The organism is Streptomyces sp. NPDC030296, assembly GCF_055572815.1.
In genome coordinates this window covers 513,447-529,537 of record NZ_JBVICQ010000001.1, presented here as the reverse complement: position 1 = coordinate 529,537, position 16,091 = coordinate 513,447, and the positions used below count along the sequence as shown (strand labels likewise).

The following is a 16,091-nucleotide window of genomic DNA, read 5'->3' as shown; positions in this document are numbered from 1 at the left end:
ATCGATCCGGCACGCGGCCGTTCGGAGGGGTGTTCGACCTGCGGTGGCGTCAACCGTCGGCGCGGCACCGGGGGTTCATACGGGTCGGGCGCAGCCCACTGGTTTGCTCCGCCCAACTGCACGTACAGGTCGGTGGAGATAGGACACAGCGCGTTACAGTCAGTGGTCGCCGGGCGTGGCGGCCCCTGCGGCAGCGTCCGCTCGATCTCGTCGACGACTGACCGCTGCCCCCTCTCCACCGCACTCCAGCAACAAGATCACGAGCTACGGCTGGAGTATTAGCCCTGTATATTCAGCGGAATTGGGCGGTCTGACGCTCCGATAGCAGAAAGGTGCCCCTGACCTGCAAGGATGCGAGTGTCTAGATCGTATCCGGCGTAGAAGTCAGGGCACCTTTCTGGTGGTTGAGCGTACAGGGGGGACCGTCGGCTGTCGGTGGTGGCTGACGGGAAGAGGCTGATCGGGCATGCCGGGGCGGTGCTGCTGCGCCGGTGTGCGGACCGGACGGGGCTGACGGACGCGCTGGTGAAGTGCTGCCGTCCAGCACGGTGGCCGGCTGGCGGGACCGCGCCGGGGTACTGGTGCACCTGGCCATCGCGATCACGCTCGGCGCGGCGAATCTGTCGGAGGCCGAGCAGCAGCTGCATCACCGACCGCTGTTCAGGTTCGGGGCCTCGGATTCCACCGCCCGCCGTACGCTGGCCGCGCTCGACGAGCCCACCCTGGCGAAGGTCGCGAAGGTGCGGGCGCGGGTGCGCCGGCAGGTGTGGAGCCTGCTGCATTTACGGCCGGGCGGTTGCCCCTGGCTGACGGTGGCGGACAAGCGGGTGACCGGCTGGATCGTTATCGACCTCGAAGCCACCGTCATCACGGCCGCGTCGAAGAAGGCCGGGGTAGCGGTCACGTTCAAGAAGACGTTCGGGTTTCATCCGCTGGCCGCATGGTGCGCGAACAACGGCGAGTCCCTGGCCATGATGCTGCGTCCCGGCAGCGCCGGAGCAAACACAGTGGCCGACCACATCCGCGTGCTCACCGACGCTCTCACCCAGATCCCCGGCTCCTCGGCTGCGAAGATCCTGGTGCGGGTGGATGGGACCGGAGCAACCCACGGCCTGCTGGAACACCTGGAAGCGCTGAACACCACGCGGCGCGCGGTGCGCTACACCGTCGGCGGGAAGATCACCGAAGACGACGAGAAGGCCATCGCCCGCCTGCCCGAGGCTGCCTGGGAGACCTACGTGCACCAGGATGGCAGCCTCCAAGAGGACTACTTCGTCGCCGCGTTGACCGGGTTGAACACCCGTGAGGGCTGGCCGGAGGGGAGGCGCCTGATCGTGCGCCGCGTCAAGCCCACCCGGCGGCACCTGAAGAAGCTGACCGCCTTCGAGAAGAAGACCGGCAGGCGCTACTGCATCACCGCGACCAACATCCGTCACATGTGGGGCATCGCCGGCTCCGGCCACGCCCAGTTCCTCGACGTGCTGCACCGCTCCCACGCAGGGGTGGGGATTGAGTGTGCACCAACAAGGCGATGGGCCAGACCCACCTCCCGTCGGCATCCTGGGAAGTCAGCCGCGGCTGGATGCTCGCCTCAAATTCGCCGCCGATCTCGATGCGTGGCTGCGCCTGCTTGGCCCTGCACGACATCGATGACATGGCCGACGCCGAGCCGGACACCATGCGGTTCCGCCTCTACCACCTGCCGGCCCGCCTTGCCGACTGGAACTGCACCGCGCACGAAAGAGTCAGCTGCGAGCGGAGGACCTGCTGCGACGCTTGGAGGCAGAAGCCATCCGGCTTAGGGCTGAGCTAAAGCGCACCGGCCACGGCGTCTCCGATGTGATCCCTGCCGATCAGCCGCCGATCCCCTCTGCACTGCCCTTGCCGTCAACCGATGCCTTCACAGACCGTGACCCGCCAGCATCTGACATGGCCAGGGTGCTGGATCAGGCCCTCACCGTCGGCACCAAGGTACAAGAGGTCCTCGATAGCGCAGAGGACCGACTGGTTCCTACAGCAGTCCCCCAGGCAGAGTTGCTCAGCGAGTTACTCAATCAGCTGCCGGTACCGGCGGTCGCTGAGGCAGTGTCCAACTCACTGCCTTTCATGTTTCCCGAGCCGATAGATGACACAGGTCAACTGCCCGAAGACCTGGCCAACCGGGCCGGCCCAGGGCGGCTCCAGCGGATCGCGCAGCTCGTAGAGTTCAGTGCTGCTCGGGCTGAGCCTGGACTCAGCACTCAGCTGCGGCAGTGGTCCGATGGACTGGTCCAGCAAGAGAAGCTGTCTGCTGGCGAACTCAGAGCAATGCGCACCGAGGCTGAAGTCATGTACCGCCCTTCGTCGCAAGCGTTGACCAGGCTCATGGATCGTATGCGTCGACGACCCAGGCCGGTGGCCGAGGGTGTGTCAGCTGCCGCACTCTCGCTCGTCGCAGGCCTGATGCTGACGGTCTTCGCACCAACGGAGCAGGCGGAAAAACGAGGTCAGGCCACCCCGACACCAACTCCCACGGTCTCCGCACCATCCCCTACGTCCGAACAGTGGGAAGGCCCGATCCATCTGACTTTGTCAATGAGTCTCTGGGACGCAGATGAGAGTACGCAGCAGCGCACCGCTGAGCTTCGCCGACAGGTTCCACGCATTGCCGCGGCGCTACGCGGCCGACGGCCTGGCATGGTGATCATTTACACGGTCACACCGGCGTCCCACCTCAGCTTGGCAAGCGCCATGTCCGAACAGATCGCGGAGATGCTGCCGACAGAAATGCCAACCATGCGCCAATCGCGGTTCAAGTCAGCTTGGCAAGGCGGCAGTCTGCCAGGCAAGGTGAGGCTGGAGATCTACACGGTTGCGGCAGAGAAGGCGCAGCACCGTCCCGGCTCGTGACCGCTGACGATGACACACCTATCTCTTCAGTGAGTTACTTCCGGAGCGGATGTGTCCTAGCCGAAGGTGGCTGCCGACGGGGCGACGTCTCAACCCGGTGGCCGCGCGGCCAACCTCTGGCCACCGGGCTGCATATCCCGCTCAATGGGAGGGCACTTCTGCAGGTCAAGGCGCGATGGGCTGTGGAGAACCGGCCGGTCCTGAAGACCGTCCTGCTCCCATGTCTAGATGCAGTTGATGCTTGTCGGATGTGTATCGGTTGATGCTTTCCGGTTCCTAGCCTGTCGTGCGGTTTGTCGTGCCGTAGGCCTTGAAGCGGGTCACCTCCTTGCTGGCGGTGCGGGGCACCGTCCGCAGGCGGTGTCCGTCGTGGTCGAAGACGTGCAGGGTGGTGTCGGTGACCTCGACGTTCACGACGGTGCGCGCAAGGACCATGCCGACCTGGGCCTGCTGGCCGCAGACCTGGATGCTGCCGCGGGCCGAGACTTGCGGCTGACCCGCACCGCATCCTGCGGTGTTTTCGGCGGCAGAGGACTGAGCTGGGCGTCGCTGATGCGGGCCCGCCGAGCGGGCGGGATCGGACAGGGCAGAGTCCGCACCAGCACACCGCCGGCGATGACCTGCATCAAAGGCCCGTCCAGCCGAAGAATCACGCGTTGTCCGGCCAGCGGGAACCCGACGGTGATCTGCTGTCCTGCCAGGCTGACCACCCCGGAGGCGTTCACGGTGCGGGCCACCTCGACGGGCACCCGCACCGCAAGCCGGCCGGCGCACGTCCGGCCGGAGCGGGACCGGCCGGACGTGCGCCCGGAGGCCCGCAGCCGCACCAGATCCGCGGTGCTCAGCCGGGACGGCACCGTCTTGACCCGCTTGCCGTCCAGGCTGACGTGGACGGTGGTGCTGTCCATCCACAGCGTGACCGGTCGGCCCGCATGCCTGGGCCCGAACCAGAACTGCTGACCGGCCACCGTCAGATTCCCGCTCGGCGGCACCCCCCGGTCCACCTCCACCGCATCCGTCGAGGCCGACGGCGAGATCCGCGACGGCGCCTGGGTCGCCGAACTCACCGGCGATGTCCTCGACGGCTGGCCGGAGGGCATGCGGCTGATCGTCCGGAAGGAACGGCCGCAACCTGGAGCTCAGTTGCGGCTCACGGACGCGGACGGCATGCGGCTGACCTGCTCCGCCACCAACACGTTGGGTCGGCCGATCGCCGAGCTCGAACTGCGTCACCGGCTGCGTGCCCCGGCCGAGGACCGCATCCGCGCCGCCCGGGCCACCGGCCTGCGTAAACCTGCCCCTGCGCCGCACCGCCCAGAACCGGATCTGGCTGGAGATCGTGCAGATCGCACTGGACCTGCTGGCCTGGATGCCGATGCTCGCTTTGACCGGCAAGGCCAGGCTCTGGGAACCCCGCCGACTACGGCTCCGCCTGTTCACCACGGCCGGACAACTCGTGACCACCGGCAGTCGGCGGATCTTCCGCCTGGGTCGGCACTGGCCCTGGACCAGCCACATCACCACAGCTCTCGAGCGGCTCTCCTGCCGAACGCCGGCTGACCAACGGATTCCCCGTCCCTACGACAGCGGCTCAACACCCGGAGCAGTGGAATCCGGTGCCATCCCGAGGCGACACCCGGTTCTTCGGCCTGCACAGCCTTAGAGGTCGTTTTCATCTATGATGCCCGCTTATCAGGCGCTTCTTTAAGCGGTATGTGGCGATACAGGCGAGGTCACCGCGGCTGCCGATGCCGGCGGGTCGCGGGAGGTTGCGGGTGGGGGGAAGAGGCCCTAATCCTGTCTCATCCCAGGATGCCCGGTCTTCGAGGTTGTGCGCTTCGACCGCCGTTGGCGTGCGCCTGGGCGCATTCGGTTCGCGGCGGTACGCCGGAAGCATGCCGAAACGACGCCCGTATCCGAGTGATCTGTCCGATGCCCGCTGGGAGTTGATCGAGCCGGTCCTGGCAGCCTGGCGTTTCGAGCGCCGCGGCAGAGCCCTGGACTTCGGCCGGCCGCCCGAACACGACCTGCGCGACATCATGGACGCGATCTTGTACGTGGACCGTACCGGGGTTCAGTGGCGCTACCTTCCCCACGACTTCCCGCACTGGAACACGGTCTACGGCTACTTCGCCAGGTGGCAGCAGGAAGGTGTGTTCGCCCAGCTCAACGGCCTGCTCAGGCAACTCTTACGGCAGAAGGAAGGACGGGAGGCCGAACCGTCGGCCTGTGTGATCGACGCGCAGAGCGTGAAAACCTCCACCAGCGTGCTCGCCTCCGGCCAGGGCATCGACGCCGGCAAGAAGATCGTGGGCAGGAAGCGGAGCATCGTCACCGACACGATGGGCCTTCTCCTTGCCGTGCTGGTCACCGCGGCGAGCGTGCAGGACTCCATCGCCGGCGGCCAGCTCCTGGACCAGGTCGCCACCGAACATCCCCACATCCGCAAGGTATGGGTCGACGGCGGCTACCGCCAGCACCTCGTCGAGCACGCCGCCAGCCTCGGCATCGACATGGAAATCACTCAACGCAAGCCCGGCAGCAGGGGTTTCACCCCGATCCCCAAACGGTGGGTGGTCGAGCGGACCTACGGATGGCTCATGCTCCACCGCCGCCTGGCCCGCGACTACGAAACCCGGCCCGCCCGCTCGGAAGCCATGATCCATATCGCTATGGCAGACCTCATGGCTCGCCGCCTCACCAGCGAGAACATCATCTCCTGGCGCGACCCGACACCGCAGGCTAAGCATCATATTCCGGGATGAAACAACGGGAGAAAACGACCTCTTAGCCCACAGCGCGAAAACGGTCCACCGACTCCGTCGGCGGACCGTCACGAAACTTCGAGGCTAGGTAGGGCACCTCCATGAATGTAATGCAGGGCGCGAGCCGATTCTGTGCCCTAGCCACTCACTGATTTGCGGGCGACTTGAGCCCCTGTGTCGCCCGAGGTGTTGCCGTAGTTTGATCTCTGGTCCTAGCCTGAGGCATTAGGCAAGCTATTTCTTGCTTCGGCCTGTGAATGGCGCAGTTTTTCCCCTGATTGGCTACGAGTGTCGAACCCGTCTGTACAGGTGACGTGATTAGCCGCAGTTAGTGTTGTCTTTTCCTCCGACGGCGCCACCGATGCTCCCTTCCCAGCTGACGCATTGCCCGGAGGCCTGTACATAGATGGGGCCTCCCCATGTGGTCACGCCTTGTTCGCATTTGCTGATTGGGCTATATCCTCGACGGGCGATTTTTTCACATATGGTGGTGGGGCTGCCGGGTGAGTTCCGCACGGTCACTACGCAGTTGAACCCGTTAGAGGAGTTATAGGCAAGAAATACTGTGCCCACATCTCTGACAGGTGCCGAGTTAACTACTGAATAGCCAGAGCCGCAGCCGCCATTGTATGTCGCAGCAGAGGCGGTAGGGGCGGTAGCAATCATGGTTCCCGTCGCTGCTGCTGTGGTTGCTGAAACGGCAAGGATTCGAGTACTCAGGGGGTTCATTTCTCTCCCGGGCTAGTCACTGGATGGTTGTGGTGTGAACTCAGGGAACTTGTTGGTTCGAATGGAATCGAGTTGCTCGAAACGGGCCCGTGTCGCCGGAGTCGATGCGGTAGCCGGGGATGTCCGGCAGCTCCTCGTTGCCCGGAGCGCCCTGGGCTTCCTGGGCCATCGTCCCCCCACCGTCGTCGTACGGACCCTAAGCGGATGATATCGATCCGGCATGCGGCCGTTCGGAGGGGTGTTCGACCTGCGGTGTCGTCAACCGTCCGCGCGGCAACGGGCGTTCAGACGGGCCGGGCGCAGCCCACCGGCTTGCTGCCGCCCAACTGCACGTACAGGTCGGTGGAGACGGGGCACTGGGTCCTCTTCTCGACGGCGGCCGTGACCCGGTACTCCGGGGCGTGCCCGCCCTCGCCGTCGCCGTCGCCGTCGCCGTCGGCGTCGGCGTCACAGGCCGTCTCGCGGACCTCGCCGCGCCCCGCGCCGTAGACGCAGTCGCCGACGATGGTGCGGGGGCCTCCGCCGCCGCCGGGGTCGCCCGGGTGCGGCGGCTGGAGCTTGCGCATGCAGGCGTAGCCCTGGGGTACCGAGCCGTCGCCGTCCTCGTCCGCGCCGGGGGCGGGCCGTGACTCGCTGATGTGGAGGACGAAGTCGGTGGTCGCCGGGCACGGCGGCCCCTGCGGGACCGTTCCGTCGTGGCGGGCGACGACCCGGGCGGCGGCCCGCTCGCTGGCGCAGGGCACCTCCGTGAAGCTGGTCGTCCCGAAGGAGCTGCACTCGTCGATCCCCAGGAACACGGTCCCGTACCCGGCGGGCCGGGTGGGCGCCGTGGTCGTCGTCCGCTCCTCGGGCTCCGGACCCGAACCGCCCGGCCAGACCCGGCACCCGGACAGCAGCGACACGGCCAGCGCGGCGGCCGCGACGAGCCCGGCCGCCGGACGCGCCCCTCCGGCGCGGCGCACCCCTCGCATGATCACCCCCCGACGTACGCGTCCAGCGTGACCCGGCGGCGCCGAGCCCTGCCCGGCATACCGGGCGCAATGCGTACGTTGCGGGTGTGGTGCGCGAGGAGTGCGGCGTAGGTTCCGTACGTCAGGGCCCGTACGCCGGGACTCCGCGTGCGGGACCGCGGATGTCAGGCCCTGTCGGTCAGGGCCTGTAGCTCAGCCCGTGTCCGATGGCGTACAGCACCCGGGTCGGGTCGTCGGCCCGCTGCACCGGCACCGGCAGCCGTCCGCGCGGCGCGACCCGCCCGGCCAGCACCCGGGCTGCGGCCCGCACCTCGACGTCCGTCCACGAGTACGCGGCCAGGTACGCCTTCACCTGCGGCAGTTGCGCCACGTCGTAGGGGTTGCGGAGCGCCACCGCGACCACCGGGACCCCGGTGGCGAGGAGCCGCTCGACCAACGTCCGCTGGGTGCTGCCCGCCGTCACGTTGTACGTCCCCACGACCACCGCGTCCTTGCCGCGCGCCGCCGCGACCGCCTGGTCGATCAGGGCCTGCGTGGGCGCCGTACCGGTGGGCAGCCGGCTCGTGGCGAAGCCGAGGGAGGCCAGTTCGGCGGCGAGGACGGCCGTCGGCGGGCCCGTGGTGCCCGACGGGGACGCCGGATCGGCGCCCACCACCAGCACCTTTTTGTGCGTACGCCGGGACAGCGGCAGCAGTGAGCCCTCGTTGACCAGCAGGGTCGTGGTCCGCTCGGCGATCCGGTCGGCGGCGTCGAGATGCCGCCGGACGCCCACCACCCGGTCGACGCCCGCGGCGGTGACGTACGGCTTGTCGAGGAGCCCCAGCTTCGCCTTGAGCCGCAGGATCCGCAGCACCGACCGGTCGAGACGGGCCTCGGTCAGCTCCCCGGCGCGTACGGCGTTCAGGACCGCGTTCCACGCGACGTCCAGCGAGGGCGGGTTGAGGAGCTGGTCCACGCCGGCCTTCAGCGCCAGCACCGGCACCTGGTCGTCGCCGTACTTCTCCCGAACGCCCTGCATGCCGAGCGAGTCGGTGACCACGACCCCGTCGTAGCCGAGCCGTTCGCGCAGGATGCCGGTGAGGATGGGGCGGGAGAGGGTGGCCGGGTCACCGGACGGGTCGAGGGCCGGGACCATGATGTGCGCGGTCATGATCGAGTCGATGCCGGCCCGGATCGCCGCCTTGAACGGCGGGGCGTCGAGGGTCTCCCACTGCTGCCGGGTGTGCTCGATGACGGGGAAGCCGTAGTGACTGTCGACGGCCGTGTCCCCGTGCCCCGGGAAGTGCTTGGCGGTCGCCGCGATCCCGGACCCCTGATACCCCTTCACCTGCGCGGCGACCAGCCCGGCGACGGCGGTCGGGTCGGCGCCGAAGGAGCGGACGCCGATGACCGGGTTGGCCGGGTTGACGTTCACGTCGGCGACGGGCGCGTAGTCCTGGCGGATGCCGAGCGCGCGGAGTTCGGCCCCGCCGATCCGCCCGGCCTCGCGGGCGTCGGTCGGAGAGCCTCCCGCGCCGAGCGCCATCGCGCCCGGCAGCAGCGTGGCCGGCTTGCCGACGCGGGCCACGATGCCGTGCTCCTGGTCGGTGGAGATCAGCACGGGCAGCCCGCGCGGCAGCTTCAGGGAGGCCTTCTGGATGCCGTTCGACAGCGCGGCGATCTGGTGCGGGTCGCGGGTGTTGTGCGCCCAGGAGAAGTAGATGATGCCGCCGACCCGGTACTTCGCCACCAGCTCGGCGGCCGTCCGGACGCCGATCTCCTGGAGGTTGGCGTCGATGTCGGCCTGGTCGGGCCTGGTCGCGGAATGACCGTAGACCCGCATCACGAACAGCTGGCCGACCTTCTCTTTCAGCGTCATACGGGAGACGAGGCGGCGCAGTCGCTTGTCGTCGGGTCCGTCGGCCTGCGCGGTGGGGCCGACGGCCAGGGCCGCGGTGACGCCCGCCGAGGCGGCGAGGACGGTACGTCTGGAGGGCACGTGCGCTCCTTCCGGAGAAGATCCACTGAAGGAAACTTCCGAGGAGTCACGAATATCCGGGAAGTTTCTTCCGGTCAAGGGAACGCACGGGACGGGCTCGGGCGGCGGTGGGGAGGGGCGCCGGGGTGTGTGTCGGAGGGGCCGTCACCGGCGCTGTCGGAGGGGGCGCGCCGGTGACGGCGGGCTGCCGGCCGCAGGCGGTGGAGAGGGATGGTCAGCGATCGCAGCCAGCGGCGAGGCCGACGGGCCGCGCTGCGGAGACTCACCCGGCAGCGTGAGGGTTGGACGGGGTGGGGTGGGTTCGGGTTCCCCGGGAGGGGTTGGTTTTCGGAAGTTGGTGGGGGTGGGGGTGCAGGGGCGCCTGTTAGCTCGGGGGTGCGCGATTCGTTGGCGGCTGCGGGTTCGTCGTGGTTTCTCGCGCAGTTCCCCGCGCCCCTGGAGGGACGGGCCTGACGGCCCGCCCTCCCCCGGAAGGCGCGGGCCTGACGGCCCGGCTTTCACCCGATGGCGCGGGTGAAAAGCACGGGGCGCAGCCCCGGTCGCTTTTCAGGGGCGCGGGGCTGTGACACGTGCGGCTCCGCCGCGTGGGCGCGACCAGCCCCCACTCACCCGCACCCGCCAAACAGACAGCGCACCCCCGAGCTACTGGGCGCCCGGTCCACCTGGCGGACGCCACACGCACGGGGCCGGGGTCGGGCGCGACCATGGCCCCCATGCCCCTCGTGCACATCCCCGGTTCCAAGTCCATCACCGCCCGCGCCCTCTTCCTCGCGGCCGCCGCCGACGGAGTCACCACGCTCAGCCGCCCCCTGCGGTCCGACGACACCGAGGGCTTCGCCGAGGGGCTGACCCGGCTCGGCTACCGCGTGGGCCGGACCCCCGACGCCTGGCAGGTCGACGGCCGCCCGCAGGGGCCCGCCGTCACCACCGCCGACGTCTACTGCCGGGACGGCGCCACCACCGCCCGCTTCCTGCCGACCCTCGCCGCCGCCGGCCACGGCACCTACCGCTTCGACGCCTCCGCCCAGATGCGCCGACGCCCCCTCGCCCCCCTCACCCGCGCCCTGCGGGACCTCGGCGTCGACCTGGTGCACGAGGAGGCCGAGGGCCACCACCCGCTGCGGATCACGGCGAACGGCGTGACCGGCGGCGACGTCACCCTCGACGCAGGCCAGTCCTCGCAGTACCTCACCGCCCTGCTGCTGCTCGGCCCGCTCACCCGTGACGGCCTCCGCGTCAAGGTGACCGACCTGGTGTCGGAGCCGTACGTCGAGATCACCACGGCGATGATGCGGGCGTTCGGCGCGGACGTCCGCCGCGAGGACGACGGCACCGGCGTCACCTACGCGGTCGCGCCCGGCGGCTACCGCGCGACGACCTACGCCGTCGAGCCGGACGCCTCCACCGCGAGCTACTTCTTCGCCGCCGCCGCGCTCACCGGCACCGAGGTCACCGTCCCCGGCCTCGGCGCCGGCGCCCTCCAGGGCGACCTGCGCTTCGTGGACGTCCTGCGGCGGATGGGCGCCCGGGTCGACGTGCGGCACGACCGGACGACCGTGACCGGGACCGGCGAACTGCGCGGCCTCACCGTCAACATGCGGGACATCTCCGACACCATGCCGACCCTCGCCGCGATCGCCCCGTTCGCCTCCGGGCCGGTCCGTATCGAGGACGTCGCCAACACCCGGGTCAAGGAGTGCGACCGGCTGGACGCCTGCGCGGAGAACCTCCGGCGGCTCGGCGTGGACGTCGCCACCGGGCCCGACTGGATCGAGATCCGCCCGGGGGCGCCCACGGCCGGCGCCGACATCAAGACGTACGGCGACCACCGCATCGTCATGTCCTTCGCGGTGACGGCACTGAGGGTGCCCGGCATCACCTTCGACGACCCGGGCTGCGTCCGCAAGACGTTCCCGGACTTCCACGCGGAGTTCGGGGCGGCGTTCGCGGAGCTTCGGCGGGGAATGTCCGGCGGCCCGTCGGCCAACTGAACGCCCGTACAGCAGTGGAGGGCTGAAGGGCCGTCCCGCCTTGCTACTCTCCCGGCCATGACTGCCACCGAGCCCACCATCGTCGCCACCTCGGGCGGCCACCGCAGGGGGGACCGCATCTGGGTCGGTTTCCACTCCCTCGTGCACCACGCGGTGGAGCTGTCGGGCGTGAACGGCCGTCGTCCGAAGGTCATGTACGTCGGTACGGCCATCGGCGACGCCGAGCACATGACGGCCCGCATGGGCGAGGCGGCGCGGGTGGCGGGCTTCGACCTCACCCCGCTCCAGCTGTTCCCGATGCCCAACATCGAGGACGTCGAGGGCGCGGTGCTCGACCAGGACGTCGTCTGGGTCATGGGCGGCTCGGTGGCCAACCTGCTCGCCGTGTGGCGTGTCCACGGCCTCGACTCGGTGTTCCGGCGGGCCTGGGAGGCGGGGGTCGTCCTCAGCGGGGTGAGCGCGGGCTCCATCTGCTGGTTCCAGGGCGGTACGACCGACTCCTTCGGTCCCCGACTGCGGCCCGTCACCGACGCGTTGGCGTTCCTGCCGTACGGCAACGGCGTCCACTACGACAGCGACGCCGGCCGCCGCCCCCTCGTCCACGACCTCGTCGCGGACGGCACGCTGCCGGAGACGCACTGCACCGACGACGGGGTTGGCCTCGTGTACCACGGCACGAAGCTGACGGAAGTGGTCTCCGAGGTGCCGGGCAAGGGGGCGTACGTCGTGCGGCGGGAGGGGGACGGGGTGGTGGAGGACCGGGTGGAGCCGCGCCTGTTGCCGGAGCCGGGCGCCTAATAGCTCGGGGGTGCGGGTGGTTGTGGCGGGTGCGGGTTCGTCGTGGTTTCTCGCGCAGTTCCCCGCGCCCCTGAAAAGCGACCGGGGCTGCGCCCCGTGCTTTTCAGTTGAAGGCCGGGCCGAAGGCCCGAAGCCTTCAGGGGGCGCGGGGCTGTGACACATGCGGCTCCGCCGCGTGGGCGCGACCAGCCCCCACCCAGCCGCACTGAACCCCCGCCACCCCCGGACTCACCACTCCTGGACCCGCGGCCCCGCCGTTCCCCCCGGCTCCCGCTCCCGTCGTGCCGGGCGTTCGAAGAGGGAGCCCGCGTCGGGGTCCGGGTGGGGGAGTGGGTGGTCGGGGCGGTCGCCGCGCCAGGCCGCCGGTACCCGCGGTCCCCCGCCCGCGGCGACCCGTTCCCGGGTCGGCCGGGGCGCCGTCGCGCGCCCCTTGTTCCACTCCCCGTCGCCCAGTACCAGCAGCGGGTCGAACATGATGACCACGCCGGCCAGGACCAGGAAGATGACCGGACCGATCAGCATCGGCAGGAGCATCGACGTCGGTGACTCCCCGGTCAGCGGGCCACCGGCCCTGCCGTGCAGATGGACGCCCACGGCCGCCATGCCCGTGTAGTGCATGCCGGACACCGCGACGCCCATGACCATGCTCGCGCCGAGGCTGGTGAGGAAGCCGCTGATGGACACGGCCGCCCAGAGCGCGGCGGTCGCGGCGACGATGGCGATGAGGACCGAGAGGGCCACGACGGCGATGTCGTACTCGATGTACCCGTTGAGCTGGATGGCGGCCATGCCGAGGTAGTGCATGGCGGCGACGCCGAGCCCGGTGACGGCGCCGGCGGTGCACAGGGTGGCGGTGCTGACGCCCCGGTAGCCGACGGCGAAGACGCCGATGCCGACGACGACGATCGCCACGGCGAGGCTGAGGACGGTCAGGGTGACGTCGTAGTGGATCCGGCTCTCCTTGACCCGGAAGCCGATCATCGCGATGAAGTGCATCGTCCAGATGCCGCAGCCGATCGAGGCCGCGCCGAGGGCCAGCCAACCGGGTTTCCAGGAACGCTCGTTGTAGACGGACCTGACGACGCAGCGCAGTCCCAGCGCCGCGCCGAGGCACGCCATGATGTAGGCGGCCACGGGGGTGACCGCGCCGTAGCTGAATCCGTCGACCGTGCCTTGCATATGCCAAATCCCCCCGGTACTCGGCCAGTTGAGGCGCTGATTGCGGGAGGTAAGTCTGCGATGAGGAGAGGTCGAGGCGCTCCTGTTTTCCACGAGTTACTGGCGGTACCGGGTCGCTGGGCGATCGGCTTTGTCTGACTCGGTGTTGATTCGCGGTCAAAATCCCCGCGCACCTTGATTCTTCAAGCTCAGGCCAGCGTTTTACGTTCCGTCGCGATCTTTCTCGCGCGCCCGGGACCCGGGTCTCGAACAGAAGCGGATCACCGAGTAGCGCGGGACCACGGGCTCGTGGCCGGACCCCACCCGGTCACGAGCCCGCACCGTGTCCAGCGCCTCTTCTGCTGGACCCTAGGCCGCCTCGTTGAGCAGCCGTGTGAGGTGCTCCCTGCCCGCCGTCAGCAGCTCCGGCAGTGGCGCGGCGGTCTCGTACCACCGCTTCTCGTACTCCCAGCACAGCCAGCCGTCCCACTCCTTGCGGGTGAGCACGTCCAGGCACTCGCCGAGCGGGAGGGCACCCGCGCCGAGCGGCAGCGGCGTGGTGTCCTCCGCCGAGGCGATGTCCTTGACCTGGACGTAGCCGAGGAAGGGGGAGAGGGCGGCGTACGACTCTGCGGGCTGCTCGCCGCCCAGCCAGGTGTGCATGACGTCCCACAGCGCGCCGACGCTGTGGTGGCCGACGGGGCCGAGGACGCGGATGGCGTCGGCGCCGGTGCGGTGCGAGTCGTGGGTCTCCAGCAGGACGCGCACCCCGCGGTCGGCCGCGTCCTGTGCCGCCGTGCCGAGCCGCCGGGCCGCGACGGCGTCGGCCTCCTCCGTGCTCTGCCCGCCGTCCGGGTCGCCGCCGGGGAAGACACGGACGAAGGGCGCGCCCAGGTCCCGCGCCAGGTCGAGCAGGTCCCGGATCTCGTCGAGCACGGGCCCGTCGTCCCCCGGCGCGGCGACCTTCGCGTACCCGGCGATCCCCAGGATCTCCACGTCGGCCGCCTTGAACTCGGCGGTCACCCGGTCCCGTTCCGCGCTCCCGATCCCCGGATGCACCGGCTCCTCGGGATGGGCGCGCAGCTCGACCCCGTGGTAGCCGTGCCCGGCGGCGAGCCGCACGACCTCCGACACGGGAACACCGGGCACACCCAGAGTGGAAAACGCAAGCTTCATGGCTTCGGACCCTACTCGTCGTTCGTCGATCGGTACGTCCTGCGGTTGCCCGCCGCCGGGGACGGTCACGCGCCTCGTCCCCGGCGGGAACACGGCGTTCGTCAGATGTCCCGGCGTTCCAGCGGCTTCGTCGCCGGCCCCTGGAGGACGCGGCCGTCCGGGTCGAAGCGGGAGCCGTGGCAGGGGCACTCCCAGGCGCGTTCCGCGCGGTTGAAGGCGACGAGGCAGCCCATGTGGGAGCAGCGGGCGGACAGGGTGTGCAGGACGCCGTCGTCGTCGCGGTGGACCGCGCAGTGGTGGCCACCCACCCGGACGATCGCCCCGTCACCCGGCGCGAGCGTGTCGAAGGAGGTGTCGGAGGCCGGGGAGAGCCGGTCGCCGACGAAGTGCCGGGCGACCCGCGCCTGGTGCTTGAGGAAGCCCGGCGCCTCCCGCACCGCGCTGAGGAGGCGGCGCGGGTCGTACAGGCCGCTCCACGGCGTCTTCCGCCCGTCGATCAGGTCGGTGAGGAGCCGCCCGGCCATGACGCCGGTGCTCATGCCCCAGCCGCCGAACCCGGTCGCCACCCAGGTGTGCCGGCTGCCCGCGTGGAAGGGGCCGACCAGCGGCACGGAGTCGGTGGAGTCGTTGTCCTGGGTGGCCCAGCGGTGGGTGAAGTCGAGCGTCCCGAACCGTTCGACGGCCCACTCGGCGAGCAGTTCGAACCGCTCCTCCACATTGCCGGTGCCCGGCGTGAAGTGCTCCCCGGTGACGATCAGCAGCCGTTGTCCGTCCCCGTACGGGGCGGTGCGCGCGGAACGGGTGCGCTGCTCCTGCGTGATGTACATGCCGTGCGGGTCGGCGGCCGCCGGGATCGGCGCGGTCAGGACCAGCTCACGGCGCGGGGAGAGCCGGGTGAACAGCAGCGCCCGGTCGAACACCGGGTAGTGCGTGGCGACCACGACGTCCCCGGCGGTCACCGTGAACCCCGCCTCCGTCGTCAGCCGGCACGGCGAGCCCTCCTTGAGCCCGGTCACCCGTGTCCCCTCATGGACCGCACCACCCCGGCGCACCAGGTCGTCGACGAGCGCGAGGAGATAGGCCCGCGGATGGAACTGCGCCTGCTCCGCCACCCGTACCGCCCCCGCCACCGGGAACGGCAGCCCCGTCTCCGTCACGAACGACGCCGGCAGTCCGGCCTCCCGCGCCGCCTCCGCCTCGGCCCTCAGCTCGTCCACGCGACGCTCGTCCTCGGCGTACGTGTACGCCTCCGTCTCCTCCCAGTCGCAGGCGATGCCCAGTTCCTCCACCACCGCGGCGGCATGCCGGATCGCCGCCGTCTGTGACCGCGCGTACAGATGCGCGGCCTCCGCGCCCCGGTGGCGCCGCAGCCGGTCGTAGATCAGTGTGTGCAGGGCGCTCACCTTCGCCGTGGTGTGGCCCGTCACCCCGGCGGCGACCCGGTCGGCCTCCAGCAGCGCCACGGTGCGGCCGGTCCGGGCGAGTTCCCACGCCGTGCTGATCCCGGCGATGCCGGCGCCCACCACGGCGACGTCGACGACGAGGTTCTCGTCGAGCGCCGGGTGCGGGCTCGTCTCGGGCGCGGTGTCGATCCAGTACGACTTCTGCTTGCCCGTGTAGGTGTGCATGGCGGCCG

Annotated in this window: 12 protein-coding genes and 1 pseudogene; 6 read left to right on the top strand and 7 right to left on the bottom strand. The window is 70.0% G+C overall.

The window, feature by feature from the left end; translation table 11 throughout:
- Window positions 1-530: 530 nt before the first annotated feature.
- Both ACZ4Z3_RS02220 and ACZ4Z3_RS02215 read left to right on the top strand, forming a co-directional pair.
- Window positions 531-1,802: a transposase gene (locus ACZ4Z3_RS02220; RefSeq protein WP_468499247.1), complete on the top strand. Its 1,272-nt coding sequence runs from the start codon at window positions 531-533 to the stop codon at window positions 1,800-1,802.
- On the top strand, window positions 1,777-2,889 hold the full coding sequence (locus tag ACZ4Z3_RS02215) for a hypothetical protein (protein ID WP_468499246.1): 1,113 nt from the start codon (window positions 1,777-1,779) through the stop codon (window positions 2,887-2,889). Before ACZ4Z3_RS02220 ends, ACZ4Z3_RS02215 begins: the two co-directional genes overlap by 26 nt.
- 276 nt (window positions 2,890-3,165) lie before the next feature.
- On the opposite strand, the gene ACZ4Z3_RS02210 is transcribed toward ACZ4Z3_RS02215, so the two are convergent.
- Both ACZ4Z3_RS02210 and ACZ4Z3_RS02205 read right to left on the bottom strand, forming a co-directional pair.
- On the bottom strand, window positions 3,166-3,324 hold the full coding sequence (locus tag ACZ4Z3_RS02210) for a hypothetical protein (protein WP_468499245.1): 159 nt from the start codon (window positions 3,322-3,324) through the stop codon (window positions 3,166-3,168).
- The gene (locus ACZ4Z3_RS02205) at window positions 3,300-3,797 is read right to left on the bottom strand and encodes a hypothetical protein (RefSeq protein WP_468499244.1); all 498 of its coding nucleotides are present in this window, start codon (window positions 3,795-3,797) and stop codon (window positions 3,300-3,302) included. The genes ACZ4Z3_RS02210 and ACZ4Z3_RS02205 overlap by 25 nt, the downstream gene beginning before the upstream one ends.
- Window positions 3,798-3,882: 85 nt before the next feature.
- Here ACZ4Z3_RS02205 and ACZ4Z3_RS02200 point away from each other — a divergent pair.
- Both ACZ4Z3_RS02200 and ACZ4Z3_RS02195 read left to right on the top strand, forming a co-directional pair.
- Window positions 3,883-4,432: pseudogene (locus tag ACZ4Z3_RS02200) on the top strand (transposase); the annotation flags it as partial.
- Window positions 4,433-4,784: 352 nt separating this feature from the next.
- The gene (locus ACZ4Z3_RS02195; RefSeq protein WP_468499243.1) at window positions 4,785-5,654 is read left to right on the top strand and encodes an IS5 family transposase; all 870 of its coding nucleotides are present in this window, start codon (window positions 4,785-4,787) and stop codon (window positions 5,652-5,654) included.
- A 1,013-nt stretch (window positions 5,655-6,667) separates the two neighbouring features.
- On the opposite strand, the gene ACZ4Z3_RS02190 is transcribed toward ACZ4Z3_RS02195, so the two are convergent.
- Entirely contained in the window at window positions 6,668-7,354 is a 687-nt protein-coding gene (locus ACZ4Z3_RS02190; RefSeq protein ID WP_468499242.1) for a hypothetical protein, read from the bottom strand.
- 178 nt (window positions 7,355-7,532) lie between these two features.
- Window positions 7,533-9,332 (bottom strand): glycoside hydrolase family 3 protein, encoded by a 1,800-nt coding sequence (locus ACZ4Z3_RS02185; RefSeq protein ID WP_468499241.1) that lies wholly within the window; start codon window positions 9,330-9,332, stop codon window positions 7,533-7,535.
- Between the two features lie 713 nt (window positions 9,333-10,045).
- Between ACZ4Z3_RS02185 and aroA the strand changes: the two genes are divergently transcribed.
- Both aroA and ACZ4Z3_RS02175 read left to right on the top strand, forming a co-directional pair.
- A complete protein-coding gene (gene aroA, locus ACZ4Z3_RS02180) occupies window positions 10,046-11,323 on the top strand; it encodes a 3-phosphoshikimate 1-carboxyvinyltransferase (protein WP_468499240.1) in 1,278 nt (425 codons plus the stop codon).
- Window positions 11,324-11,380: 57 nt separating this feature from the next.
- A complete protein-coding gene (locus ACZ4Z3_RS02175; RefSeq protein WP_468499239.1) occupies window positions 11,381-12,121 on the top strand; it encodes a Type 1 glutamine amidotransferase-like domain-containing protein in 741 nt (246 codons plus the stop codon).
- 228 nt (window positions 12,122-12,349) lie between these two features.
- Here ACZ4Z3_RS02175 and ACZ4Z3_RS02170 read toward each other — a convergent pair whose 3' ends face one another.
- The 3 genes from ACZ4Z3_RS02170 to ACZ4Z3_RS02160 all read right to left on the bottom strand — a co-directional run bounded on the left by ACZ4Z3_RS02170 (window position 12,350) and on the right by ACZ4Z3_RS02160 (window position 16,083).
- On the bottom strand, window positions 12,350-13,300 hold the full coding sequence (locus tag ACZ4Z3_RS02170) for an MHYT domain-containing protein (RefSeq protein WP_468499238.1): 951 nt from the start codon (window positions 13,298-13,300) through the stop codon (window positions 12,350-12,352).
- A gap of 348 nt (window positions 13,301-13,648) precedes the next feature.
- Entirely contained in the window at window positions 13,649-14,455 is an 807-nt protein-coding gene (locus tag ACZ4Z3_RS02165; RefSeq protein ID WP_468499237.1) for a sugar phosphate isomerase/epimerase family protein, read from the bottom strand.
- Between the two features lie 101 nt (window positions 14,456-14,556).
- On the bottom strand, window positions 14,557-16,083 hold the full coding sequence (locus tag ACZ4Z3_RS02160) for an FAD-dependent oxidoreductase (protein ID WP_468499236.1): 1,527 nt from the start codon (window positions 16,081-16,083) through the stop codon (window positions 14,557-14,559).
- Window positions 16,084-16,091 lie beyond the last annotated feature (8 nt).

What these genes read in the sequence shown, in the direction of transcription:
- ACZ4Z3_RS02210 (WP_468499245.1), bottom strand. Translation starts at nt 3,324, where the DNA reads ATGGTCCTTGCGCGCACCGTCGTGAACGTCGAGGTCACCGACACCACC.
- ACZ4Z3_RS02205 (WP_468499244.1), bottom strand. Translation starts at nt 3,797, where the DNA reads ATGGACAGCACCACCGTCCACGTCAGCCTGGACGGCAAGCGGGTCAAG.
- ACZ4Z3_RS02195 (WP_468499243.1), top strand. Translation starts at nt 4,785, where the DNA reads ATGCCGAAACGACGCCCGTATCCGAGTGATCTGTCCGATGCCCGCTGG.
- ACZ4Z3_RS02190 (WP_468499242.1), bottom strand. Translation starts at nt 7,354, where the DNA reads ATGCGAGGGGTGCGCCGCGCCGGAGGGGCGCGTCCGGCGGCCGGGCTC.
- aroA (WP_468499240.1), top strand. Translation starts at nt 10,046, where the DNA reads ATGCCCCTCGTGCACATCCCCGGTTCCAAGTCCATCACCGCCCGCGCC.
- ACZ4Z3_RS02175 (WP_468499239.1), top strand. Translation starts at nt 11,381, where the DNA reads ATGACTGCCACCGAGCCCACCATCGTCGCCACCTCGGGCGGCCACCGC.
- ACZ4Z3_RS02170 (WP_468499238.1), bottom strand. Translation starts at nt 13,300, where the DNA reads ATGCAAGGCACGGTCGACGGATTCAGCTACGGCGCGGTCACCCCCGTG.
- ACZ4Z3_RS02165 (WP_468499237.1), bottom strand. Translation starts at nt 14,455, where the DNA reads ATGAAGCTTGCGTTTTCCACTCTGGGTGTGCCCGGTGTTCCCGTGTCG.
- ACZ4Z3_RS02160 (WP_468499236.1), bottom strand. Translation starts at nt 16,083, where the DNA reads ATGCACACCTACACGGGCAAGCAGAAGTCGTACTGGATCGACACCGCG.